Below are 22,780 nucleotides of genomic sequence, written 5' to 3'. Positions count from 1 at the left end.
GTCGGCATGGGGAAGAAACGGAGGGTCATCCTTGTTACAGACGGAGACGAATACGCCAAAAAAGCAATTGAATGTGTCGCAAAAAAAATCGGAGGGCGCTGCATCTCACAGACGCGGGGCAATCCGACCGTGTTGAGCGGGGAACAGACTGTAGAGCTGATCAAAAACGCGGCATCGGATCCCGTCTTTGCCATGTTCGACGACAGCGGGTATATCGGGCCGGGTTCCGGAGAAGAAGCGCTTATGTATGTTGCCGGGCACCCGGATATCGAAGTTTTGGGGGTGATTGCGGTCGCGTCCAAAACCCACCAGGCGGAATGGTCAAGGGTCGATGTCTGCATTGACAACAATGGAGAATTAACGCCGTACGGGGTCGATAAATTCGGCGTTCCGGAAATGGAGCTGAAAAAAATAAACGGGGACACGGTCTACAGCCTCGATTGCCTGGATGTGCCGGTCATTGTCGGGATCGGGGACATCGGAAAAATGTCCAAAAAAGACGACTATAAAATTGGCGCCCCCATTACCGAAAAAGCTGTCAGCCTCATCTTGGAAAGGAGCGGATTCAGGCATGATGAACACAAGCGCAAAAAGGCCGGTTCCGGCAAATCCTGCTGAAACTGAAGCATTTTTTAAAAATAAAATCGGCCTCGGCATCAGCTATGATATCGGCGTAAGGAAAATCCAAGTGTTAAAAAAAGAAGTGCAGGTTTACTATATCAACGGGTTGACGGACACGCTTTATATTATCCATATTCTCGAACAGCTTGTGGAATTAAATAACGATCAGCATTCTGAGCGGAATGCGTATGAACTGATCCAAAACCGGATTGTCCACCAGCAGTTCCAAAAAGTCAAAACGCTTGATGAAATGGTGGACCAGGTCCTTTCCGGGCTGATTGGAATCACCGTGGAAGGGGAGACGGAAGCGATTATTATCGATGTCCGCAGCTATCCAGGCAGGACGCCGATGGAACCGGATACGGAAAAGGTTGTCAGGGGATCGCGGGACGGCTATGTGGAAAATATCGTTTTTAATACTGCGCTGACGCGGAGAAGGATCCGTGATGAGCGGTTGCGTTTTGAAATGATGAAAGTGGGGGAACGCTCGAAAACGGATGTGGCGCTCGCCTATATTGAAGGAGTGGCCGACCCCGAATTGATTGAAACGGTAAAAAAAGAACTGAAAGCGATCGATCTTGACGGCATCACGATGGCGGATAAGACGGTGGAAGAATTTTTGCTGAAGCAGGGTTTCAATCCTTTTCCGCAAATCCGCTATACCGAACGTGCAGATGTCGGCGCCGCCCACCTGCTTGAAGGGCATGTATTAATTTTTGTCGATACATCGCCGAGTGTTATCATTACACCGGCGACGATCTTCCACCATATGCAGCACGCCGAAGAGTTCAGGCAGGCGGCCGCAGTAGGGACTTTGATCCGTTGGGTCCGGTTCTTTGGCATCTTCACATCGATTTTTTTATTGCCGCTTTGGTACTTGATGGCAGTGGAACCGTCTCTTTTGCCTGATAAGCTGGATTATATCGGCCCGAACAAGCAGTCGCATGTCCCGCTCATTGCCCAAATTATGATTGCGGACCTCGGCGTGGAATTTATGCGGGTCGCCGCCATCCATACGCCGACCCCGCTTGCGACGGCAATGGGCTTGATTGCCGCCGTCATGATCGGACAGATTGCGGTGGAAGCAGGCCTTTTTGTATCTGAAGTCATTTTGTATGTGTCCGCGGCGGCGATCGGGACATTTGTGACGCCAAGCTATGAATTGAGCGTCGCCAATAAAATTGTCAGGGTCCTGCTGCTTGTTTTCGTCGGATTTTTCAAAGTAAAAGGGTTTGTGATTGGCAGCACGGTGTTCTTGCTGTTTCTCGTTGCGATGAAGCCTTTGAACGCCCCGTATTTATGGCCGTTTATCCCGTTTAACCCGATGGCATTTTTCCAAATCCTTTTCAGAAGGCCGATTCCGGGCTCCAAATTCCGTCCGAGCATCGTCCAGCCTGTTGACCGCTTCCGGCAGCCGCCTGATGCGTAAACTATTGCGAAAAGCCTGTTTTTATGATAAAGTTAGTAGAAAAATTAAGAACAGGATTTCAGTGCCGGGAGAACAAAACGGAGCCGCCGGGCATAATGTATTTGGAAGGCGGCTTTCCTCTATTCGGGCGGAATATACAGGTGGAGTTGAAAAAGATGAACCATTACGGGACGATGAAAGTAAATGCACAGGGGCATCTCGAAATCGGCGGCGTGGACACGGTGGATTTGGCCGCCCGTTACGGAACGCCTCTTTATGTATATGACGTTGCTTTAATACGGCAGAGGGCCAGAGCATTCAAAGAGGCTTTCCAAAACCTTGGTGTAAAATCCCGGGTTGCCTATGCAAGCAAAGCTTTTTCTTCCATTGCCATGCTGCAGCTGGCGAATGAAGAAGGTCTCTCCCTGGACGTTGTCTCGGGCGGGGAATTGTATACTGCAATGGCTGCCGGATTCCCGGCGGAAAAAATCCATTTTCACGGGAATAATAAAAGCAGGGAAGAGCTGGAAATGGCGCTTGATGCCAATATTGGTTGTATCGTGGTGGATAATTTTTACGAACTCGGGATGCTGGAAAATCTTTGCGCAGCAAGAAACCGGAAAATCCGGGTCCTGCTGAGGGTGACGCCGGGCATCGAAGCGCATACGCATGATTATATTTTGACGGGACAGGAAGATTCGAAATTCGGGTTTGATTTGCAAAATGGGCAGGCAGAAACAGCTTTGAAGCAGGCTTTGGATTCCAAATGGCTCAAAGTCCACGGGCTGCACTGCCATATCGGTTCACAAATATTCGAAACGGCCGGGTTTGTTCTGGCCGCCCAAAAAATTATGGAAAAACTGGATAAATGGCACAAGCTTTACGGCTATTTTCCGCAGGTGCTGAACCTTGGAGGCGGCTTCGGCATCCGCTACACGAGCGAGGACAATCCGCTCCCGCCCGGTTATTATGTGACAGAGATCGTAAAAGAAGTCAAACATCAAGTAAATATGCGCCGCCTGCCAATGCCGGAAATTTGGATTGAACCCGGCCGGTCGCTTGTCGGGGAAGCGGGGACGACGCTTTATTCGGTAGGGTCGAGCAAAGAAGTGCCGAATGTCAGGAAGTATATTGCCGTTGACGGGGGGATGATCGACAATATCCGGCCGGCGCTGTACGATGCAAAATATGAAGCGGTGCTGGCCAACCGCCCGCTTGCAAAATGCGAGGAAACTGTATCGATCGCCGGCAAATGCTGCGAGTCGGGGGATATGCTGATTTGGGACTTGCCGCTTCCAAAGGCGGGCAGTGACGATCTTCTTGCCGTGTTCTGCACCGGCGCCTACGGTTATTCAATGGCTAACAATTACAACCGCATCCCTCGCCCGCCGGTTGTGTTTGTCGAAAACGGAAAAGATGAGCTTGTCGTCAAGCGGGAAACTTATGAAGATTTGATCCGCAACGACCTTCACCTGCGCGTGCCGCTTGCCGAATGAGGCGCGCGCCCGGGTGGAAAACTTATGCTTGTCTTCCGGCTGCGCTTATGATAAATATGAAGTTGTCGTCTTGCGCCTGTTTACTTTCTCTGAAATAAGCATATACTAATAAGTAAAGCGTTTGAATTAAACTGGATGATTACGAGGGATTCTGTATGTTAATTCGGTATAAGAAATCTTATGATAAGATTGCGATGGGCCTGTTATCATTTATGCCAGATGAAAAAGATTTAAAAAAGCTGCTGCAGACGAAAAATTTGTACGAGACGGAGGACAACTGGCAGCTTTTTTTGTGGAAAGAGGATGATGATATTGTAGGCCTGATCGGAGCCGTGCTGGACGGCGACACGGTTGAAATCCGGCATATCTCTGTAAATCCGTCTTATCGTGATCAGGGGATCGGAAAAAGCATGGTCAAGGCTTTAAAACAAATGTATGAAGGGAAAAAAGTGGTTCCGAATAAATACATTGTCAACTTCTTTCATAAGTGCGCCGAAAATGAAGACCTGTCCTGACCGGGTCTTCTTTTATTTCGGGGTTCGGGGCGGTGTGCCGGATAAATATGGCACTTTTCGGAGTCCGTTTCGCTCAGAAGCGTCGCAAGGTTCACCCGTCCGGGGATCTTCTTGTCCGCTTTTCCTATAGGAGTTTCATAAGTATGTGATCATCAGTAATGAATACGGACAATACCGACTAAAAGAACCCTCCGGCAGAGGCCGGGGGTTCTTTCTCAACAGTTACCAAATATAGGCGCTGCCGACAATAATTAACAAAATAAACAGCACGACAATCAACGCAAAACCGCTGCCCCAGGCAAAACCATCAGCCATGAGATACCCTCCCTCAACATTCATTACATGGTATACTATGTAGGCGGGCCGGAACGTGTATAGACTTTTGCCCATCCAGCCCGTACCCCAAGGTTTCCGTTGGATGTGCCCGGATTTTCGGCTATACTAAGTTTGGACGCTGCGAAAAAGGAACGGTGTAAATTTTTATGGAATATAAAGTGAAAATCGATGCGTTTGAAGGGCCGCTCGATCTACTCCTGCATCTTATCCATCAGCTTGAAATTGATATTTATGATATTCCAATGGCCGAAATCACCGAGCAGTATTTGGATTATATACATACAATGAAACAATTGGAACTTGATGTGGCCAGCGAATATTTGGTGATGGCCGCGACACTTTTGGCGATCAAAAGCAAGATGCTTCTGCCCAATCAGGAACAGGAAGAGCCGGAAGATGAGTTTGTCCCCGAGGAAGATCCGCGCGAAGCACTCGTCGAACGGCTGTTGGAATACAAAAAATACAAGGAAGCGGCCCGCAAATTGAAACGCCTGGAATCGAGCCGCAGCGAAATGTTTACAAAGCCCCCGAGCGATTTGTCGGAATTTGCGGCAGATGCAGGCGGGAAGAAAATCGGCGCCAACGTAACCATATACGATATGATCGGTGCATTAAATAAACTGTTGCGTAGAAAAAAATTGCAAAAGCCGCTGTCAACAAAAATTACGCGGCAGGAAATCTCGATTGAAGAAAGAATGGATGATATTTTAAAGAGATTGGAAGAAACGCCGGGAAGCGTCCATTTTAACGAATTATTTCCTTTTCCGGATAAGGAGCATATCGTCGTCACTTTTTTGGCTGTCCTGGAGCTGATCAAACGGCATGAAATCATCGTAGAGCAGGAAGAAAATTTCGGCGAGATACTGGTTGCGAGAAAAGGAGAGAAGTAATTTGGAAATTGTCCATTGGAAAGGCATTCTGGAAAGCCTGTTGTTTGCTGCGGGGGATGAAGGGCTGTCACTTAAGCAAATTTCCCATGTCATGGAAATCGAGGAATTCGAAGCCCTCGAGGTGATTAACAGTTTAAAAGAGATTTATGAAAAAGATCCGGACCGCGGTATTACCCTTGTTGAGCTGGCAGGTACCTACCAGCTGGCGACAAAAAAAGAGCATGCGCCTTATTTGAAAAAGCTGGTGGAATCCCCGAATGCAAATACGTTATCGCAGGCGGCTCTAGAGACGCTCGCGATTATATCATACAAACAGCCGATTACGCGGATTGAGATCGAAGAAATCCGCGGTGTGAAAACGGAACGGCCGCTGCAGACGCTGATGGCAAAAGGGTTAATCCAGGAAGTCGGCAGGCAGGAAGGGGCGGGACGGGCAATCCTTTACGGTACAACGAAAGAATTTCTCGACCATTTTGGGTTGAAAGATTTAAAAGAACTGCCGCCGTTTCCGGAACAATTGGAGGATGATTTTTCCGAGGAAGAGGCGAATTTGTTTTTTGAAAAATTTAATGTAGATCACAGTGTAAATGGATTTTCACCCTGATGGAAGCAGGCTCCCCAAAAAGTCAGTCGTTGACCCGGGGGAGTCCTTTTTTTGTTTGCGGTTATTTCTTTCCATCCGGCGCATAAACTTGTACAAAGCGTATGTAAGAAAAAGCTGAAAAAAAAGGAGCTTTTTAATGAAACGGTTATTCTTCTATGCGGCAGCCATGATGCTCATTTTTTCGGCCATGCCGCCGGAATCGGCTGAAGCGGCGCCATCCGTGCAGGCAAAAAGCGCCATTTTAATGGACCAGGATACAGGGCGGATTTTATATGAAAAAGGTGCTTATGAGCCGCGCAGCATTGCCTCGATTACGAAAATTATGACGGCCATCCTCGCGATCGAATCAGGCAAGATGGATAAGGAGGTGACAGTCACGGACCGCGCCGTACGTACGGAGGGTTCGTCTTTATATTTAAAGCCGGGGGACAAATGGAAATTAAAGGATTTGGTGTACGGGTTAATGCTCCGTTCCGGAAACGATGCCGCAAACGCCATTGCCGAAAATGTCGGCGGCAGCATCGATGGCTTCGTGTTTATGATGAACGAAAAGGCAAGGGAAATCGGGATGCGCGATACCCATTTTGCCAACCCGAGCGGCCTAGATGACCCCGATGGTGAACATTATTCAACTGCTTACGATATGGTGCTTTTAATGAGATACGCGATGCAGAACAAAACGTTTAGGGAAATTTCCGGCACCAAATTTTACAAAGGCTGGCGGAATAAAAACCGGCTGCTCACAGAGAAATACCGGTACTGTACAGGCGGGAAAACGGGTTATACGAAAATTGCCAGGCGGACGCTTGTGACAACCGCATCAAAAGACGGGCAGCATCTTATTGCGGTTACGCTGAATGACCCCGATGACTGGGATGACCATATCGCCTTGTTTGATTATGGGTTCAGCCATTACGGCAATAAGCTGATTGTGGAAAAAGGCCCTGTTGCCGCTATCCGCAACAAATTTTTCAAAAACCATGTTTATATCAAACGCAATATTGTGTATCCGCTCGCGAGGAACGAAGAAGACGGCGTGAAAGTAGATTTTCGGCTCGCAAAGCCAAAAAAAGAATGGAAAGATCCGGAAAACGTGCCTCAAATCGTCGGGAGGGCCGTTGTTACGCTGGATAACAGGGTGATCAGCAGCACGCCGATATATTACAAGAAGACGCCGTTTAAGGAAAGGAAAACATGGTATAAGCTTTTTAAAGAAACATTATTCATCCAATTGGGGCTGAAAAACTATGGTTAATTATATTTGGATCGGCATGACTGTTATCGGCCTCGTTTTTGCAGGTATCAACGGCAAAATGAAAGAGGTCAACCAGGCGATTTTTGTTTCCGCGCGCGATGCGGTCGCAATTAGCATTGGCCTGATCAGCGTCCTCGTTTTTTGGCTCGGCATGATGAAAATCGCGGAAGTGTCCGGCTTGCTTGCGAAACTTTCACGCTTATTCCGCCCGCTGATTACGAAATTGTTTCCCGAAGTGCCAGAAAACCATCCTGCGATGGGTTATATCCTGTCCAATTTGATCGCTAATATGTTCGGGCTCGGGAATGCCGCCACCCCGCTCGGCATCAAGGCGATGGAACAGCTGCACGAATTGAACGGGCGGAAACCGGAAACAAGCCGGTCAATGATTACATTCCTTGCTTTGAATACATCGGGGCTGACGATCATTCCGGCAACCGTTATTGCCATTCGTATGAATTACCATTCCGCGCAGCCGACCGAAATTGTAGCGCCCACATTGATCGCCACTTTTTCCACGACGATTGCGGCCATTTGTATTGACAGGTTTTTTTACCACAGACGGGCGAAACGGAGGAGATGAAGCGGCATGAGATGGATATCGCTTATATCAATCTGGATGATTCCGGCGATGGTCGGGTTCATCCTGCTTTACAGCACATGGAAAAAAATCCCCGCATATGAAACGTTTGTGGAAGGCGGCAAAGAGGGGATCAAAATTGCCGTTTCCATTATCCCGTTTTTGGTTGGAATGCTCGTAGCGATTACAATATTCCGGGCATCAGGGGCGCTTGAATTTTTTGTCGGCTTTCTGAAACCTGTGCTGAATTTGTTTGGCGTTCCCTCTGAAATCGTGCCACTCGCTTTGATCCGGCCTGTGTCAGGAAATGCCGCGCTCGGGATTATGACCGACCTCATCAAGACGTACGGCCCCGACTCGCTGATCGGGAGAATGGCATCCGTGATCCAGGGCAGTACAGATACTACGCTTTATGTGGTAACCGTCTACTTCGGGGCGGTCGGGATCAGGAAAATGGGCGATGCCTTAAAGGTGGGGCTGCTCGCCGATCTGGTCGGCATCATCATCGCTGTCACAATAGTGCTTTTACTGTTTTAACGGCCGTATTTTTTTGTAGATATGCGCCAAACTTTCTTTGAAATTTTATCCGGTTATGCCATAATGCTAAAAGGAAAGTTTATCCGAAAAAAATATTTGAGGTGTAACGGATGGAACGTTTGCAGAAAATGATTGCCCAATCAGGCATGACATCCCGAAGAAAAGCGGAACAATTGATTATAGAAGGAAAAGTGAAAGTAAACGGGGAAGTCGTAACGAAGCTCGGGACAAAGGTTTCTTCCCAGGATAAGATCGAAGTGGAAGGAATCCCGCTAGAGCATGAAGAAAAAGTATATTACCTGTTTTACAAGCCGAGAGGGGTGATTTCCGCCGTCAGTGATGATAAAGGAAGAAAAGTAGTAGCCGATTATTTCGGGGATGTTGCGCAAAGGGTTTATCCGGTCGGCCGTCTTGATTATGATACATCAGGGCTTCTTTTAGTGACGAATGATGGTGAGTTTGCCAACCTCCTGATGCACCCGCGTTATGAAATCGACAAAACCTATATCGCAAAAGTTGACGGTATCCCTTCAAAACTGGAACTGAAGCAGCTTGAAAAAGGCATCCGGCTCGAAGAAGGCATAACCGCGCCCGCCAAAGCAAAATTGCTTTCCGCAGATAAACGGAAGAAGAAGGCAATCGTCCAATTAACGATCCATGAAGGGAGAAACAGGCAGGTGAGGCGCATGTTTGATAAAATCGGATACCCGGTTGAAAAGCTGCGCCGCGAAGCGTACGGGACTTTGACGCTGAAAGGCTTGAACGCGGGTGAAAAAAGGGAGCTCTCTCCGCATGAAGTGAAGACTTTAAGGGCGCTGGCCCAAAATGGCGCCAAAGCGTCCAAGTAGCGGGCAGTCCAAAGCGTGGCCCCGCTCTTTCTACTTTTATTCACAAAACTTTCAAAAATCAGTAAAAAAACGGGAGAAAATGTTATAATATATGATAGTTATGTGACAGTTTCGGGACAGGGGGATCACAAATGTCACTAACGAAAAAGAGACGCCTTTTGGTCCGTACCGCCATCCTTGCTGTTCTGATCGCGGCTGCAGGATACACGCTTTATGCAAATGCAACGAAAGGGACGCGCGGCAAGCTGCAGGCCGGCGACCAAGCTCCTGATTTTGTGCTGAAAGATTTGAACGGCAAAACATACCGGCTTTCGGATTATAAAGGCCGCGGCGTTTTTTTGAATTTCTGGGGCACTTGGTGCGATCCATGCAAAAAAGAGATGCCCTATATGAACGAACTCTATCAAACTTACAAACAAAAAGGTGTGGAAATTCTTGCCGTCCATGTGAAGGATACGAGATTCCTTGTGGATCAATTTGTGAAACAGTACGGCCTCGACTTTCCGGTATTGATCGATAAAAACGGCGATGTCCAGAACGCTTACAACATCGATCCGCTTCCGACGACCGTTTTGATCGCACCTGACGGAAAGGTCAAAAAAATTATTGTCGGAAACCAAAACTTGTCCAAAAAAGATATTCGAAACATGATGGATATGATCAAGCCTTAGCCGAGGAGAAATGCCATGAAGGAGATCAAGTGTGAGTGCGGACATGTGAATCCGCCGGGAACGATCTTGTGTGAGTCATGCGGAAAAGCGCTAACCGAGGAGGCGGGAAGTGCAAAGCTGCATGATATGCGGTATGACGGGAGTGCGCGCAGGTCGCAGACGTACAAAAAAACGCCGGTTGATAAAATCTGGAATTTTTTTTCTTCAGTGAAAACCGGTGTCTGGCTGATTGTCATTACACTCATTGCCTCTGCGCTTGGAACCGTTTTACCACAAACCGATTACATCCCTTCCAATGTCGCCCCTGCCGTATATTACCAAGATCAGTACGGCTGGTTCGGCAAGCTTTGGTACACGCTCGGATTTGATGATTTGTACGGTTCCTGGTGGTATATGCTTTTGATTGCACTGATCGGCGTGTCACTCGTCATCTGCAGCCTTGACCGGTTTATCCCGCTGAGGCGTGCCCTTGCGAACCAGAAAGCAACGCGGCACGAAGGGTTTTTGAAACGGCAGCGGCTCTATCGGAAAATGGACGGCCCGATCGGTGAAGAAACTTATGCGCAAATCAAACGTAAGCTTGAAGCAAAGCGTTATAAAGTACTGGAAGAAGACGGCAATTTATTTGCCGAGAAAAACCGTTTTTCCCGCTGGGGTCCGTATGTGAACCATATCGGTTTGATCATTTTTTTGATTGGCTGCATGCTTCGGTTTATTCCTGGCATGTATGTTGATGAACTCGTCTGGGTGCGTGAAGGAGAAAAGAAGGTGCTGCCCGGCACAAACGAACAGTATGTGATCCTCAATAAGAAGTTCACGGTGCAGCTCTACAATAAAAAAGACAATCAAAATTTCGAGGCAGCTTTAAACAGAATAGGCAATGTAGCGAAAGATTTCGAGACGGATGTTGTGCTCTACAAACAGGGGGCAAAGCACGTGCTGGGGGAGGAAGCGCCGCTTAAAAAAGTGAAGTCGTACGCCATCCGGGTCAATAAACCGCTGAAATTCGGGGGCTACGCCGTTTACCAGATGGATTACAAGATGGACGAATTCCAGTCTATGTCATTTGCTTTGGAAAAGAAAGCAAACAAAAAAGTGTATGGCACGTTTAAAATTGACTTATACCACCCAAAAAGCGAGTATGACCTCGGCCAAGGGTATAAAGTGAAGCTTCTTGGCTACTATCCTTCGTTCTCTGGATTTGCAAAAAACGGAGAGCCCGAGACCGATTCCTATATTCCGAACAACCCTGCTTTCCTTTTTAGTTTAATCTCCCCTGAACATCCGAAAGGGGAAAAGAGCTTTGTTGCGATCCGGCAGACGGTGGAGCCGCTCGGGAAAAACGATTATAAACTCGCTTTTGCCGGACTTGAAACAAGAAATGCTTCCGCCCTTGCTGTCCGTAAAGATGAAACCCTTTGGGTGCTGGCGTTGGGCGGCGCAATCTTTATGATCGGCGTCGTCCAGGGGGCATACTGGAACCACCGCCGTTTTTGGTTGAAGTGCGAAGGTGGGCCGGTGATGCTCGCGGCCCATACGAATAAAAACTGGTACGGCCTGAAAAAAGAGCTGGAGTGGGTGCTTGAAGGATCCGGCATACCGGTCCCCGTTGACCGCCAGGATAAAAAGAACCCCGGTAAAAAAGATACTGGACGTCCGGCATGAAATAAACGACTTGTTTGCCCTGCAATCGGGATTAGGGAGGGGAAAAATTGGAGAATCTAGTCCATGTCAGCAGCGGGCTGTTGTTTACCGCATTTATTCTGTATTTGGCCGGCACGATGCTTTTTGGCGGTGCGATCCGTTTCCCAAAAAATAAAGACGGTGAAACTGGGGCCGAAAAAAGCGCGCGCTGGGGAAACGCTGCGATTGTTGTAACGGCAGTCGGTTTTATTTGCCAGATTGGGTATTTTGTTATGAGATGGATTGCGTCCGGCCATGCGCCTGTGAGTAATTTGTTTGAATTTACAACTTTTTTTGGTATGATGCTTGTTGGAGCATTTATGGTCATCTATTTTCTTTACAGGATCGCTGTGCTTGGGTTGTTTGCCTTGCCGATCGCACTGCTCATGATCGCCTTTGCCAGCATGTTTCCGAGGGAGATCAACCCGCTTGTCCCGTCGCTGAGAAGTTACTGGCTGCAGATCCATGTCACGACGGCGGCTGCCGGGGAGGCAATACTGGCAGTCAGTTTTGCGGCAGGTTTGATCTATCTCGTCAAAAATATCAATCAGGAGCGTTCGAACAGGCAGACATTTTGGCTCGAATTTGTTATGCTTTGTTTAATCTGCATATTCGGGTTTATTGCTGTCAAAACCGTTTTCGGCGCTTTTCATTATGAGGCAGCCTTTAACTGGGTGGATAAAAACGGCACTTTCAACACGGGGGAAAATGCCCTCATTTACCAAATGCCGGCGCTAATCGGCCCGCATGAAGGGGAACTTGTTACCGCCGGTAAGATGAAACCTTTCTTCTTTGTTCCGGCTTTTATCAATGCAGTGAAATTGAATACGGTTATTTGGTCGGCTATTGCCGGGCTCATCCTTTACGCGCTCATCCGGATCATTTTCAGAAAGCGGATTGGCGCGCTGTTAAAACCGCTGACCAAAAATTTAAATTCCGATTTAATTGATGAAATCGGCTACCGGTCCGTTTTGATCGGTTTCCCGGTTTTCACGCTCGGCGCCTTGATTTTTGCGATGATTTGGGCGCAAGTTGCATGGAGCAAATTTTGGAGCTGGGATCCGAAAGAAGTGTGGGCGCTCATTACTTGGTTGTTTTATGCCGCCTTTCTCCATCTGCGCATGTCAAAAGGCTGGCGCGGCGAAAAATCGGCCTGGCTAGCGGTGATCGGTTTTGCCATTATCCTATTTAATCTTGTAGCGGTCAATCTTGTGATTGCCGGGCTGCATTCATATGCATAAGTGTTGCGGCCTGTTTAATGGGCCGCCCGAAAATTCCGGATGCGGCAGTAAATCGGCTGTAATGGCCGGTCTTTCCGCAATGCGGACGCGGACATTGACTTAGGAGGAATAGCCATGGATCAGGATGTAAAAATTTTAGTTGTCGATGATGAAGAAAGAATTCGGCGCTTATTAAGGATGTATTTGGAAAGAGAAAATTACGCCATCGATGAGGCGGGGGACGGGGACACCGCATTGAAAATGGCTTTGGAAAATGATTACAGTTGCATTTTGCTCGATATTATGATGCCTGGCAAAGACGGTATTGAAGTGTGCCAGGAGTTGCACCAAAAAAAAATGACGCCCGTGATCATGCTGACCGCAAAAGGCGAGGAAGCAAACCGGGTGGAAGGGTTTGAAGTCGGCGCGGACGACTATATTGTGAAGCCGTTCAGCCCGCGTGAAGTGGTGCTGCGGGTGAAAGCACTGCTCCGGCGTTCGCTGCAAACGTCATTTTTAAGCCCGGATACAAAAGCGAAAGATCTTGTCGTTTTCCCGCATATCACGATCGACAATGATGCGCACCGTGTGACGGCGGACGGAAAAGAAGTAAACTTGACGCCGAAAGAGTATGAGCTTTTGTATTTTCTCGCCAAATCGCCGGATAAAGTGTTTGACCGCGAGCAGCTCTTAAAAGAAGTATGGCATTACGAATTTTTCGGGGATCTGCGCACAGTTGACACGCATGTCAAGCGTCTCCGTGAAAAATTGAACAAAGTCTCCGAAAATGCGGCGAAAATGATTGTAACCGTTTGGGGTGTAGGCTACAAGTTCGAGGTCACTGCAGAATGAGGATTTGGCGGACGGTTGTCGGAAAACTGTGGATGACCATCCTGCTGATGGTGGCATTTGTTCTCTTGATCCTTACGGTACTTTTGCTCAAGTTTTTTGAGGATTACCACATCAACCAGATTAAGCAGGATTTGTCGAACACGGCCCAAAAAATCTCCAACATTATGGAGGAGCACCCGAGCGGGCAAGTGGGGAAAGAAATTGCCCTCGGTGTTTTGGATAAAAATGAGAAGGTTATGATCGTTTACAATAAAAAAGACATTTTTTATCCGACCGGTGCGGAGAGCTACAAAGGGATATCGTATCAATCGATTTTAAAGGACAAGCAATTGTCGCAAGTTTTCAGGGGGAAGAAAAAAGTAATGAAAGAATTAACGCCTCCACACAGTTCTTCGCGGAATGAATACAACCATGTCATTGTGACGGCTGTCCCGCTCTATGCGGCTGGCAAAGAACCGGGAGCCGTGTTTGTCTACCAGTCTTTGGAAGCCCTGCAGGAAACGACACAGCAAACGACGAAAATCATTTTGCTGGCCGCGGGCATCGCGATCGTGCTGACAACCGGTTTTGCTTTTTTCCTTTCAACGAGGATCGGCGGTCCGCTCCATAAAATGCGCGAAGCCGCTTTTGAAGTGGCAAAAGGGCGTTTTGACAAAAAAGTGCCGATCTTAACACACGATGAGATTGGGGAACTGGCAACTGCGTTTAATACGATGGGCCGGCAGCTGAAGTTTAACATGGATGCATTAAAGCAGGAAAAAGAGCAACTGAGAAGCATCCTGAGCAGTATGGCCGATGGTGTACTGACGTTTAACCGCGACGGCACGATATTAATTATGAATCCGCCGGCGGAAACGTTTTTGCAGCACTGGTACCACGTACAGGGTGATCAAGCGAAAGATGCCGCGCTGCCGGATGGCCTTTCCGCCCTCTTAAGAAAAGTGGTGGAAACGGAAAAAGAGCAGACGGATGAAATTGAAATAAACGGAAGGTTTTATGTAATGATTGCAAGCCCTCTGTATAACCAATCGCACATCCGGGGCGTCGTCACCGTGATCCGGGATATGACCGAAGAACGGAAGCTCGATAAACTACGCGATGACTTTATTGCCAATGTTTCTCACGAATTGAGGACACCGGTCGCCATGCTGCAGGGATACAGTGAAGCCATTATTGACGATATCGCCGCAAGTGAGGAAGAAAAGAAAGAGTTTGCGAAAATCATTTATGATGAAACGCTGCGGATCGGACGCCTTGTCAACGAATTGTTGGATTTGGCGAGGATGGAAGCCGGGCATTTTTCGTTCCGCATCGAACCAGTTCCTTTTAAAAGTTTTATAGAAAGGGTAACTCATAAATTTAACGGGATTGCGAAAGAAAAAGGGATTGAACTGTTATGTGAGGCATCGGACCGGGACCTTGTCATTGAAATGGACGCTGACCGGATCGAGCAGGTGCTGACGAATTTAATCGATAATGCCCTCCGCCATACTGCCCCGAACGGATATGTGAAAGTGAAGGAAGAAGAAGTGGAAGACGGCGTTTATATCCATGTGGAAGACAACGGCTCCGGCATCCCGAAAGAAGACCTGCCGTTTGTCTTTGAACGCTTTTATAAAGCGGACAAGGCCAGGACGCGCGGTAAATCCGGCACCGGGCTCGGCCTAGCGATTGCAAAAAATATCGTCGAAGGCCATAACGGCCGCATCTTTGTGAAAAGCAAAACAGGAGAGGGTACCACATTTTCCTTTTTCCTGCCGAAAAAAGCTTGATCCTATTAGGGGGACAAGCTTTTTTTTTGCATATTTTTTTCGTTTCTGCGCATGCTAAATGGTAGTTTTGCATGAAAACAATTTGGTGAAAGCTGGAATCGAGGTGGGTTCAATGCCGGGTTACATAAAGATGTTCGTTCATGCGTCCATTGCTGCGGCATGCATCGTCTTGGGCGCTAGGGAAAGTCTGGCGTCTGAAAACGATATACGTGAAACGACAAAAAATTGGATTTTCCCGGCTGGTGGCACGATCAGCGATACGTTCCATACGAGGGGAGGGGCACATAAAGGGATTGATATTGCCGGCAAATACCGGGAAAAAGTTTTCAGTGCCGACAAAGGTATCGTCATCCGTTCGTATTATTCAGCTTCTTACGGAAATGTCGTGTTCATCCGGCATCCTTCCGGGTATGAAACGGTTTATGCCCATCTTGACGAAAGGGTGGTAGAAAAGGGACAGCGCATAGAAATGGGCGGTTTGGTCGGCTATATGGGCACGACCGGCGATTCAACGGGCACCCATCTTCATTTTGAGGTGCATGCGGGGAAATGGACCCTGGATAAAAAGAATGCCATTGATCCGTTTCTTGTTTTCGGTGCGGGTGAACGAGGGCAGTTGGTGTCTGCCAAAGCCCATGATCCGTACGGGATTGCCGCCGCATCGGCACCGGGGCATGCAGCCTATATCGTAAAAAAAGGCGATACGCTTTGGAAAATTTCATTGCTTTACCATACGAGCGTGGACAGGTTAAAAAGCTGGAACAACATGCGTACCGACCAAATCTATGCCGGGCAGGTACTTGAGATAGAAAACGGGAACAATCGATAGAAAATATCGTATAAACTGCTTCACAAATCTGGGGCATCTATGTATAATAAATTGTAGTAAAAATTTCATACGATTTATCTTCGGGGCTGGGTGAAATTCCCGACCGGCGGTGATAAGGCATAGCCTTTCAGTCCGCGAGCCGGTATTTCCGGCAGGATTTGGTGAAATTCCAAAACCGACAGTATAGTCTGGATGAGAGAAGATAAAGGTTGCCAGTGTTTAATACGGTACCGTTAAACGCTTATTTGGATTGTGCCTAAACAAAGCCCCTGACATTTGTCAGGGGCTTTTCATTTGGCCGTCCACGGCACCTTTCTTCCTTAAGATGATAAATCGATCATAAGGAGAGAGGGTTCACATGAAAAAATGGGATTTAAAAAAATTTGTTTCCATCGCTTTGCTTAGTACACTCGCTTTTATTCTTATGTTTATTAAATTTCCGATTCCGCCGTTCCCATCATTCTTAACGGTGGACTTCAGCGACGTACCGGTATTGGTGGCTGCACTTCTTTACGGCCCGATGGCTTCGGTGGTGGCCGAATTGATCAAAAACATCCTGAACTACCTGTCGCTCGGCAGTGAAGCGGGCGTGCCGATCGGGAATGCGGCAAACTTTTTTGCCGGCATACTGTTTGTGCTGCCGACCTACTTTATTTACAGGAGGATGCGGACGAAAAAAGGGATGACTGTCGGTTTAATCGCCGGTACAGTTTCCATGTCCGTTTTCATGAGCATTTTAAATTATTTTGTCATTCTTCCCGCTTATCTGTATTTTATGAATTTTTCGGTCGGCAATGTAAAGCAATATATTGTCGCCGGCGTGCTGCCGTTTAACCTTGTAAAAGGCGTGATCGTCACGATACTCTTCATGCTAATGTTTACAAAGATGAAAAACTGGATTGACAAGCAGTCTACAACCGGCATAAAAAAAATATAATGAAAAAGCAGGCATGAAATGATGCCTGCTTTTTCGGTGGAGGTTTATTCATATTTTAAAGGATCGCCGTCAAAAGGTTTGTCGGAAATTTTAATGGATTCCGTCGGGCAACCTTCAAACGCGTCCATTAAATCATCCTCTAAAACTTCCGGAACTTCCGCAATGCCTTTATTGTCATCTAAGATCACAAAAGATAGACCTTCGTCATCATAGTCGAAAATATCTGGAGCGCTTGCGGAACAAGCCCCGCAAGCGATGCATGTGTCCTTGTCCACAATTGTAAATTTTGCCATCTTTATTCCTCCCCGCTGGTTCAATCTATTTGCGCAAATGGCAACGGATAAAGAAAAACCGGCATCCTTCTGCATAAAACTGCGTGCAGAGGAGTGCCTTCATTTCTATATAATTGTAAAACTATTTCCCTTTTATTTCAATAGGAGAACCTTTTGGACGGGATGAAGTATGTCGAATAAATGAAAAATTTGTAAACAAAACAGCCATTCCATGTTAAAATAAGATATACTCCCTTATTTCAAGCCTTGCCCCAAATATCCCCTTTTAAGCAAAAGAACAGGAGTGGATCCCGATGTCTTTTTTGCAGGCTGTATTGCTGCATTGCTTCACTAACCTTAATGGAGAACGCACCCCTTATGCCATTTTCCATTTATTAAACGGGAAAAAATCGGCGCAAACAATCCAGGATGCCCATTTTTTCCGGATCGGGGAACTGTTCCAAACGTATCCTTTTATCTCCCGTGAGCGTTTCGCAAGGGAAGTCCATTCCATGATATCCGGCGGTTTGCTGCGGCAAAGCGGCCGGGATGCTTGTATCGTCACCGAAAAAGGCGCCGCGCTGTTATTGGAAATCGGAAACATGGGGCTGAAGTTTCCTTATTTAAATGGTTTGAAATACCAGGAGACGGCGAATATGTTTTGGAAAAGGCTGAACCTCGCCACGCAGGTTGTATCCAATTTAATCTATGAAAAAAAAGCCTATTATCCGGTGCAAAGAGATCCGGCGCTTCAGGCATGGTTAAAGCATTGGCTGAAACAGCATGCAAGGCACCGCGCCGGACTTGCGGAAAATATGTATGAAGAATACGCCCGCCTGTTATCGGATCATCCCCCGGAAAAGCCTGATATTTTTGTGCTGCGGCTGACGGGTGCCGGACATATTGGCCGCACAATCGGGCAGGCAGCAGCTCGTTTGGAGCTAGATCCGGCTGAATACTGGTACCGTTTTTTGCATCTCCTTCATTTTATGGTCCGGCGTGTCGCAGAAACTCCCGAAACCTTTCCGCTTTTTTATACAATGATATGCGACGTGCATCAGAAAATGCCGCTGACAAAGTCCGCTTCGAAAACGTTCGAACTGTTGAAAAAAGGGAAATCGATTGCCGAAATTGCCGGCCTAAGGGGGCTGAGGCAAAGTACGATTGAAGACCATCTGATTGAGATTGCGTTAAACGATCCGGATTTTCCCCTCAACCGGTATGTGGCAAAAGAGGACGAAAATAAAATCCTCAACGCGGCGGTTGAGCTTAACACAAAAAAACTAAAACCAATTAAAGAAAAAATCGGGGATGTCCCGTATTTCCAAATCCGCCTTGTTTTGGCAGGAAGGATGGGCCGCAATGGATCTGAACAGCATCCTTAAAACGAAATTCGGTTTCGATCGTTTCCGCGAAGGGCAGGAAGCGGTGATCCGCTCTCTGTTGGGCGGTGCGGATACATTGGCCATGCTCCCGACCGGAACCGGGAAGTCTTTATGCTACCAGCTGCCTGCCTATTTGTTAAAAGGGTCGGTAATTGTCGTTTCCCCGCTTTTATCTTTGATGCAGGACCAGACCGAGCAGATGAAAATGCGCGGGGAAAAAAGTGTTATCGCCTTGAATTCATTTTTGACAGGAACGGAACGGGAGACGGCGCTAAGGCATTTGCAGCGGTACAAGTTTATTTTTATTTCGCCGGAAATGCTGCATCAGCCTTATATTCTTTCACGGATAAAACAGCTTGAAATCGGGCTGTTTGTTGTCGATGAAGCGCACTGTATCTCCCAATGGGGGTACGATTTCAGACCCGAATATTTGAGTCTTGGCGAAGTCCGTAAAAGTTTAGGAATGCCGCTTACCCTGGCCTTGACCGCCACCGCGACGGAACAAGTAAGGGAGGATATTTGCAAATATCTCGAGTTGAGGGCTCCACAGCGTTTTATTTATTCTGTCAACCGACCCAATATCGCCTTTAAAGTGGACTGTACCGGCTCTTACCGCGAAAAAGAAGAAAAACTCATTGCTTATGCGAAAACGTTAAAAAAGCCGGGAATCATTTATTTTTCCAGTAAAAAGGCGGCTGAGGAAATGGCGGAGCGGCTGCGGCTTGAAGGAATCGCCGAAACGGCCGCCTACCACAGCGGTGTCGACCAGGAGCAAAGGATTTTAATCCAGCAGCAATTTATATACGGGCAGATCGGCATTATTTGCGCAACGAGCGCGTTCGGCATGGGGATCAATAAGGCGGATATCCGCTTTGTCATCCATTTCCATTTCCCGTTGCAAATGGAATCTTATTTGCAGGAAATCGGCAGGGCCGGCCGTGACGGTTTGCCGAGCATTGCCATCCTTTTGTACACGGCGGGCGATGAGCTGCTTCCGCTCCAGCTGATTGAATCAGAGCTTCCGACCCATTCCCAAATTGCTGCGTTCAGCGGATGGAAGGGGGATGTAAAGGATGCGGAATTTGCTTTAGGGTGTACCGAGCAGCAGTACAGTTTCCTCCAGCATTACAAAAAACTGCAATTGCCGGAAGAAGAATGGACCCTTAAAGTGGCTTCCATCCGCGACGAAAGGATGGCATACAAGCGCCGCAAGTTAAAGGAGATGGAGCACTGGGTCCGTTCCGAAGCATGCCGCCGGCAGGAAATTTTACGTTATTTCGGGGAACCGGCCTTCTCCGAAAAGGAGAATTGCTGCGATATTTGCGGATTTGATGTCGGCCTGTACGAAGAAAAACAGGCGGTGCAAAGGGTTGCGGAAACGCTGCCGGCATGGGATTTTTTGCTGCAAAAAATATTCAGAAGAAGTGAACAAAATGGTTAGAAAAAAGCAGACAGATATCATTAAGGAATTGAAGGACCGTGAACTGATTTTCCATCTGGTCTTGACGCAGCTGATTCTCATCTTTGTTTCTGTTGTGCTCGGCTTGTTTTTATTTCCGGATGCCGCTTCTTTTTTCCGGCACTTCCGCATAGATTTAAGCGTATGGGGATATGGTTTAGTAAACGGGATCATTGTCGTGATATTGGATTCCGCGCTGATGAAAATCCTGCCGAAAGCTTATTATGACGACGGGGGTTTGAATGAGCGGATTTTCCGCACTCGTTCCGTTCCCGCCATCATAGCCTTGACCGCATTTGTCGCCTTTGCGGAAGAACTGCTGTTCCGGGGGATGATCCAGACGCATTTCGGCCTGGTTTGGGCAAGCATGATTTTTGCCGCCATGCATATCCGCTACTGGAACCACTGGTACTTAATTGCAAACGTGTTGCTGTTGAGCTTTTGGGTAGGGCTCGTTTACGTATTTTCGCATGAAAACCTGCTTGCGGTGATGGTGATGCATTTTACTATTGATTGTTTATTGGGGATCCGCATCAAAAAATGGGGCGTTTAGCCCGCGTTTTGGGAAGGGGTTACCATGTCCGACGAATTATTTGAAAAAGAAATGGAAAAAGGACGGCAGAAGCTTGAAAAAGTGATCGAAAAGAAGCCGTCAGGGCAGCGGAAAGGGACTGAGCGGTATCCGGCCTACGCATCCCGCACGGAGCGGAGGGACCATGGGCGGACGAAAGAGCAGTCCAAAATCCCGCTCATCAATGTACTGGTTGTATTTTTTATGCTTGTACCGGTTGCCGTATATTTTTGTTATACATATTTGTTCCATCGATAATTTTCCTGCTGTTCCGGCTTCCGTCTGTCATGGAATATTGGACAGACGCATATAGTTGGGGATAGGGGTGATCGATATGGAGCCGTCAATCAGCGGGCTTGGCCATGGCACGGATGAAGCAACAAAACAAATGCTCACAAATGTAGTAAAGCGCAAGAAGAAATACGAGCGGTACCGGAAACGCCATCTTGCCGTTTTATGGACAAGCGTTTTTTACACGTTCGGCTGGGCTTATGTTGTCTACCGGTCTTTTGGGGATTCCGGATCCATGTTTGCCACGTTTTCCGGCATAGCCGCCAGTCCTTTCCAAATGTTTTTGCTGCTTTGCGCTGCCGCCCTATGGGGGATGAGCAAAATTTGGTTCGACAAAAGGGAAAAGGCTGAAAAAGAATTCCATGCGCTCCGCTGCGAAATCATTGACAAAAGCAAAGATTTATGGAAAGGGGAAAGTTGGAAGGAGCGTCACAAAGTATTTGAAATGATGCAAAAAGAATTCGACATTAACTTATACCATGAAAATAAATAAAAAGGCTCGGGCGGGGGAAAGCGGATTTTGCAGTCAATAGAAAAAATAAGAAGATGGCGGGCATCTTCTTAAAAAATTTTTTTTCGGTTTCTTTCTTCTATTAAAATTTGCGCGGCTTCCCGGAACCGCTGCGAATGGATGATTTCCCGCTCCCTCAAAAAACGGAGCCCGTCATTTAAATCCGGGTCGTCGCTTAAATTGATGATCCACTGGTAGGTGGCCCTTGCTTTTTCCTCTGCGGCAATATCTTCATATATATCCGCGATCGGGTCGCCTTTTGCCTGGATGTATGTCGCCGTCCAAGGCACACCGGCCGCGTCATGGTAATGGAGTGCTTTTTCATGGTCGACATAATGGCGGTCTAGCCCGGCAGCTTCCAGCTGGTCGGGTGTCGCGTCTTTTGTGAGTTTATACACCATTGTCGCAATCATTTCGAGATGGGCGAATTCTTCCGTGCCGATGTCGTTTAAAAGCCCGATCACTTTATCCGGTATCGTATAGCGCTGGTTCAAATATCTGAGCGCTGCCGCAAGCTCCCCGTCCGCGCCGCCGTACTGTTCGATAAGAAGTTTTGCTAGCTTTGGGTTGCAGGTACTGACCCGGACCGGATACTGCAGTTTTTTTTCATATATCCACATTCGGTTCATCCACTCCTTTTGAAGTTATACTTGCCATGGCCAAGGTGCTTCTTTCCAGTGGAAAGGGTAAGGAGAGTAACTATAACCGAAGCTCGTCAGCGGACCGAACTGTTTTTCAAATTCCTTTTTTACTTTTTTCCTGGCGCCTGTGAGCGTATTATATTGTTCAACGGTTGCCTTGTCGCCTGGATGCGTATCCAAATAAAGGTTCAGTTCCAAAATCGTAAAATCGAGCGCCTGCAGTTCTTCGAGCAATGTATAATATTCTTTCGGAAGCTGTTTCATGATGATCATTCCTTTGCCCGTTCATAAGGGCTGTAATAAGGGTCATAAAGCGGCATCCAAAGTGTTCCGCGCGCCAAAGCTTCTGCAGGCGGAAACTGCGGCAAATTCGGCGGCTGGAATCCCATGTAAAGGTGCGGCGGCGTTGAATACACTTTTTCCTTTATCGGCGGGCAGGGGTCAAACGGCCCGATAAAAGGATGGTATGTTTTAAAAGGTGTGCTCATCACAATCCTCCTGACATTTATAGTCTCTTCCATTTTATGTGCCTGATTCAGCCGCCATGACAAAAATCAAAACGGAATTCTTTTCATCTACCGCGATTAAGATATAAT

27 protein-coding genes and 1 riboswitch are annotated in these 22,780 nt (G+C 47.5%); of the genes, 22 read left to right on the top strand and 5 right to left on the bottom strand.

The genetic code is table 11. The features are described 5' to 3' along the window. Nucleotides 1-6 precede the first annotated feature (6 nt). From spoVAEA to BpJC4_RS02735, 4 genes are all read left to right on the top strand, one after another. Nucleotides 7-618: a stage V sporulation protein SpoVABEA gene (spoVAEA, locus tag BpJC4_RS02750; protein WP_151679507.1), complete on the top strand. Its 612-nt coding sequence runs from the start codon at nt 7-9 to the stop codon at nt 616-618. Beyond that, nucleotides 572-2,050, top strand: coding sequence for a spore germination protein (locus tag BpJC4_RS02745; protein WP_151679506.1), 1,479 nt, complete (start codon nt 572-574; stop codon nt 2,048-2,050). Before spoVAEA ends, BpJC4_RS02745 begins: the two co-directional genes overlap by 47 nt. A 155-nt stretch (nt 2,051-2,205) precedes the next feature. Further along, a complete protein-coding gene (gene lysA / locus BpJC4_RS02740; RefSeq protein ID WP_151679580.1) occupies nt 2,206-3,525 on the top strand; it encodes a diaminopimelate decarboxylase in 1,320 nt (439 codons plus the stop codon). Between the two features lie 155 nt (nt 3,526-3,680). Then, nucleotides 3,681-4,040 carry a GNAT family N-acetyltransferase gene (locus tag BpJC4_RS02735; protein WP_151679505.1) on the top strand — a complete coding sequence of 120 codons (360 nt, stop codon included), beginning with the start codon at nt 3,681-3,683 and terminating at the stop codon, nt 4,038-4,040. A 222-nt stretch (nt 4,041-4,262) separates the two neighbouring features. Here the strand turns inward: BpJC4_RS02735 and BpJC4_RS02730 are convergent, their stop codons facing one another. Further along, complete coding sequence (locus tag BpJC4_RS02730) at nt 4,263-4,355, bottom strand: YjcZ family sporulation protein (RefSeq protein WP_151679504.1); 93 nt, start codon at nt 4,353-4,355, stop codon at nt 4,263-4,265. A 167-nt stretch (nt 4,356-4,522) separates the two neighbouring features. Here BpJC4_RS02730 and BpJC4_RS02725 point away from each other — a divergent pair, with 167 nt between their 5' ends. From BpJC4_RS02725 to BpJC4_RS02665, 13 genes are all read left to right on the top strand, one after another. After that, nucleotides 4,523-5,266 (top strand): segregation/condensation protein A, encoded by a 744-nt coding sequence (locus BpJC4_RS02725; RefSeq protein WP_151679503.1) that lies wholly within the window; start codon nt 4,523-4,525, stop codon nt 5,264-5,266. A gap of 1 nt (nt 5,267) precedes the next feature. Further along, nucleotides 5,268-5,870 (top strand): SMC-Scp complex subunit ScpB, encoded by a 603-nt coding sequence (gene scpB, locus BpJC4_RS02720; protein ID WP_151679502.1) that lies wholly within the window; start codon nt 5,268-5,270, stop codon nt 5,868-5,870. Between the two features lie 136 nt (nt 5,871-6,006). Next, complete coding sequence (locus BpJC4_RS02715) at nt 6,007-7,125, top strand: D-alanyl-D-alanine carboxypeptidase family protein (RefSeq protein ID WP_151679501.1); 1,119 nt, start codon at nt 6,007-6,009, stop codon at nt 7,123-7,125. After that, the gene (locus BpJC4_RS02710; RefSeq protein WP_151679500.1) at nt 7,118-7,708 is read left to right on the top strand and encodes a nucleoside recognition domain-containing protein; all 591 of its coding nucleotides are present in this window, start codon (nt 7,118-7,120) and stop codon (nt 7,706-7,708) included. Before BpJC4_RS02715 ends, BpJC4_RS02710 begins: the two co-directional genes overlap by 8 nt. Nucleotides 7,709-7,714: 6 nt before the next feature. Then, nucleotides 7,715-8,242 carry a spore maturation protein gene (locus BpJC4_RS02705; RefSeq protein ID WP_151679499.1) on the top strand — a complete coding sequence of 176 codons (528 nt, stop codon included), beginning with the start codon at nt 7,715-7,717 and terminating at the stop codon, nt 8,240-8,242. A 110-nt stretch (nt 8,243-8,352) separates the two neighbouring features. After that, on the top strand, nt 8,353-9,090 hold the full coding sequence (locus BpJC4_RS02700) for a pseudouridine synthase (RefSeq protein WP_151679498.1): 738 nt from the start codon (nt 8,353-8,355) through the stop codon (nt 9,088-9,090). Between the two features lie 131 nt (nt 9,091-9,221). Beyond that, on the top strand, nt 9,222-9,761 hold the full coding sequence (gene resA, locus BpJC4_RS02695) for a thiol-disulfide oxidoreductase ResA (protein WP_151679497.1): 540 nt from the start codon (nt 9,222-9,224) through the stop codon (nt 9,759-9,761). A 15-nt stretch (nt 9,762-9,776) separates the two neighbouring features. Further along, nucleotides 9,777-11,426 (top strand): cytochrome c biogenesis ResB family protein, encoded by a 1,650-nt coding sequence (locus BpJC4_RS02690; protein WP_151679496.1) that lies wholly within the window; start codon nt 9,777-9,779, stop codon nt 11,424-11,426. 47 nt (nt 11,427-11,473) lie between these two features. Further along, nucleotides 11,474-12,685 carry a c-type cytochrome biogenesis protein CcsB gene (gene ccsB, locus BpJC4_RS02685; protein ID WP_151679495.1) on the top strand — a complete coding sequence of 404 codons (1,212 nt, stop codon included), beginning with the start codon at nt 11,474-11,476 and terminating at the stop codon, nt 12,683-12,685. A 114-nt stretch (nt 12,686-12,799) separates the two neighbouring features. Continuing rightward, nucleotides 12,800-13,516: a response regulator transcription factor gene (locus BpJC4_RS02680; protein ID WP_151679494.1), complete on the top strand. Its 717-nt coding sequence runs from the start codon at nt 12,800-12,802 to the stop codon at nt 13,514-13,516. Continuing rightward, the gene (locus BpJC4_RS02675) at nt 13,513-15,288 is read left to right on the top strand and encodes an ATP-binding protein (protein WP_151697501.1); all 1,776 of its coding nucleotides are present in this window, start codon (nt 13,513-13,515) and stop codon (nt 15,286-15,288) included. The genes BpJC4_RS02680 and BpJC4_RS02675 overlap by 4 nt, the downstream gene beginning before the upstream one ends. 112 nt (nt 15,289-15,400) lie before the next feature. Continuing rightward, nucleotides 15,401-16,117 carry a peptidoglycan DD-metalloendopeptidase family protein gene (locus BpJC4_RS02670; RefSeq protein ID WP_151679492.1) on the top strand — a complete coding sequence of 239 codons (717 nt, stop codon included), beginning with the start codon at nt 15,401-15,403 and terminating at the stop codon, nt 16,115-16,117. 72 nt (nt 16,118-16,189) lie between these two features. Continuing rightward, nucleotides 16,190-16,325: riboswitch (FMN riboswitch) on the top strand. A 150-nt stretch (nt 16,326-16,475) separates the two neighbouring features. Further along, nucleotides 16,476-17,054, top strand: coding sequence for an ECF transporter S component (locus BpJC4_RS02665; RefSeq protein WP_151679491.1), 579 nt, complete (start codon nt 16,476-16,478; stop codon nt 17,052-17,054). A 44-nt stretch (nt 17,055-17,098) separates the two neighbouring features. Here the strand turns inward: BpJC4_RS02665 and BpJC4_RS02660 are convergent, their stop codons facing one another. Then, entirely contained in the window at nt 17,099-17,347 is a 249-nt protein-coding gene (locus BpJC4_RS02660) for a ferredoxin (protein ID WP_151679490.1), read from the bottom strand. 293 nt (nt 17,348-17,640) lie between these two features. Here BpJC4_RS02660 and BpJC4_RS02655 point away from each other — a divergent pair, with 293 nt between their 5' ends. The 5 genes from BpJC4_RS02655 (at nt 17,641) to BpJC4_RS02635 (ending at nt 21,525) form a co-directional block, all read left to right on the top strand. Beyond that, the gene (locus BpJC4_RS02655; protein WP_151679489.1) at nt 17,641-18,711 is read left to right on the top strand and encodes a YpbB family protein; all 1,071 of its coding nucleotides are present in this window, start codon (nt 17,641-17,643) and stop codon (nt 18,709-18,711) included. Next, a complete protein-coding gene (locus tag BpJC4_RS02650) occupies nt 18,689-20,152 on the top strand; it encodes a RecQ family ATP-dependent DNA helicase (RefSeq protein WP_151679488.1) in 1,464 nt (487 codons plus the stop codon). Before BpJC4_RS02655 ends, BpJC4_RS02650 begins: the two co-directional genes overlap by 23 nt. Then, a complete protein-coding gene (locus BpJC4_RS02645) occupies nt 20,145-20,723 on the top strand; it encodes a CPBP family intramembrane glutamic endopeptidase (protein ID WP_151679487.1) in 579 nt (192 codons plus the stop codon). Before BpJC4_RS02650 ends, BpJC4_RS02645 begins: the two co-directional genes overlap by 8 nt. A gap of 24 nt (nt 20,724-20,747) precedes the next feature. Then, nucleotides 20,748-20,999 carry a hypothetical protein gene (locus BpJC4_RS02640; RefSeq protein ID WP_151679486.1) on the top strand — a complete coding sequence of 84 codons (252 nt, stop codon included), beginning with the start codon at nt 20,748-20,750 and terminating at the stop codon, nt 20,997-20,999. 76 nt (nt 21,000-21,075) lie between these two features. Continuing rightward, nucleotides 21,076-21,525: a YpbF family protein gene (locus BpJC4_RS02635; protein WP_151679485.1), complete on the top strand. Its 450-nt coding sequence runs from the start codon at nt 21,076-21,078 to the stop codon at nt 21,523-21,525. A 68-nt stretch (nt 21,526-21,593) separates the two neighbouring features. Here the strand turns inward: BpJC4_RS02635 and BpJC4_RS02630 are convergent, their stop codons facing one another. Genes BpJC4_RS02630 through BpJC4_RS02620 form a run of 3 tightly spaced genes read right to left on the bottom strand, consistent with a single transcriptional unit; the run spans nt 21,594 to nt 22,672 of the window. Next, nucleotides 21,594-22,163 carry a manganese catalase family protein gene (locus BpJC4_RS02630; protein ID WP_151679484.1) on the bottom strand — a complete coding sequence of 190 codons (570 nt, stop codon included), beginning with the start codon at nt 22,161-22,163 and terminating at the stop codon, nt 21,594-21,596. A gap of 24 nt (nt 22,164-22,187) precedes the next feature. Beyond that, nucleotides 22,188-22,448 carry a spore coat protein CotJB gene (locus BpJC4_RS02625; RefSeq protein ID WP_151679579.1) on the bottom strand — a complete coding sequence of 87 codons (261 nt, stop codon included), beginning with the start codon at nt 22,446-22,448 and terminating at the stop codon, nt 22,188-22,190. A gap of 5 nt (nt 22,449-22,453) precedes the next feature. Next, nucleotides 22,454-22,672: a spore coat associated protein CotJA gene (locus BpJC4_RS02620; RefSeq protein ID WP_151679483.1), complete on the bottom strand. Its 219-nt coding sequence runs from the start codon at nt 22,670-22,672 to the stop codon at nt 22,454-22,456. Between the last annotated feature and the right edge of the window lie 108 nt (nt 22,673-22,780).

The organism is Weizmannia acidilactici (assembly GCF_008974185.1).
Taxonomy (GTDB): Bacteria; Bacillota; Bacilli; order Bacillales; family Bacillaceae_C; genus Weizmannia; species Weizmannia acidilactici.
This window is presented reverse-complemented; position numbering and strand designations above follow the sequence as displayed.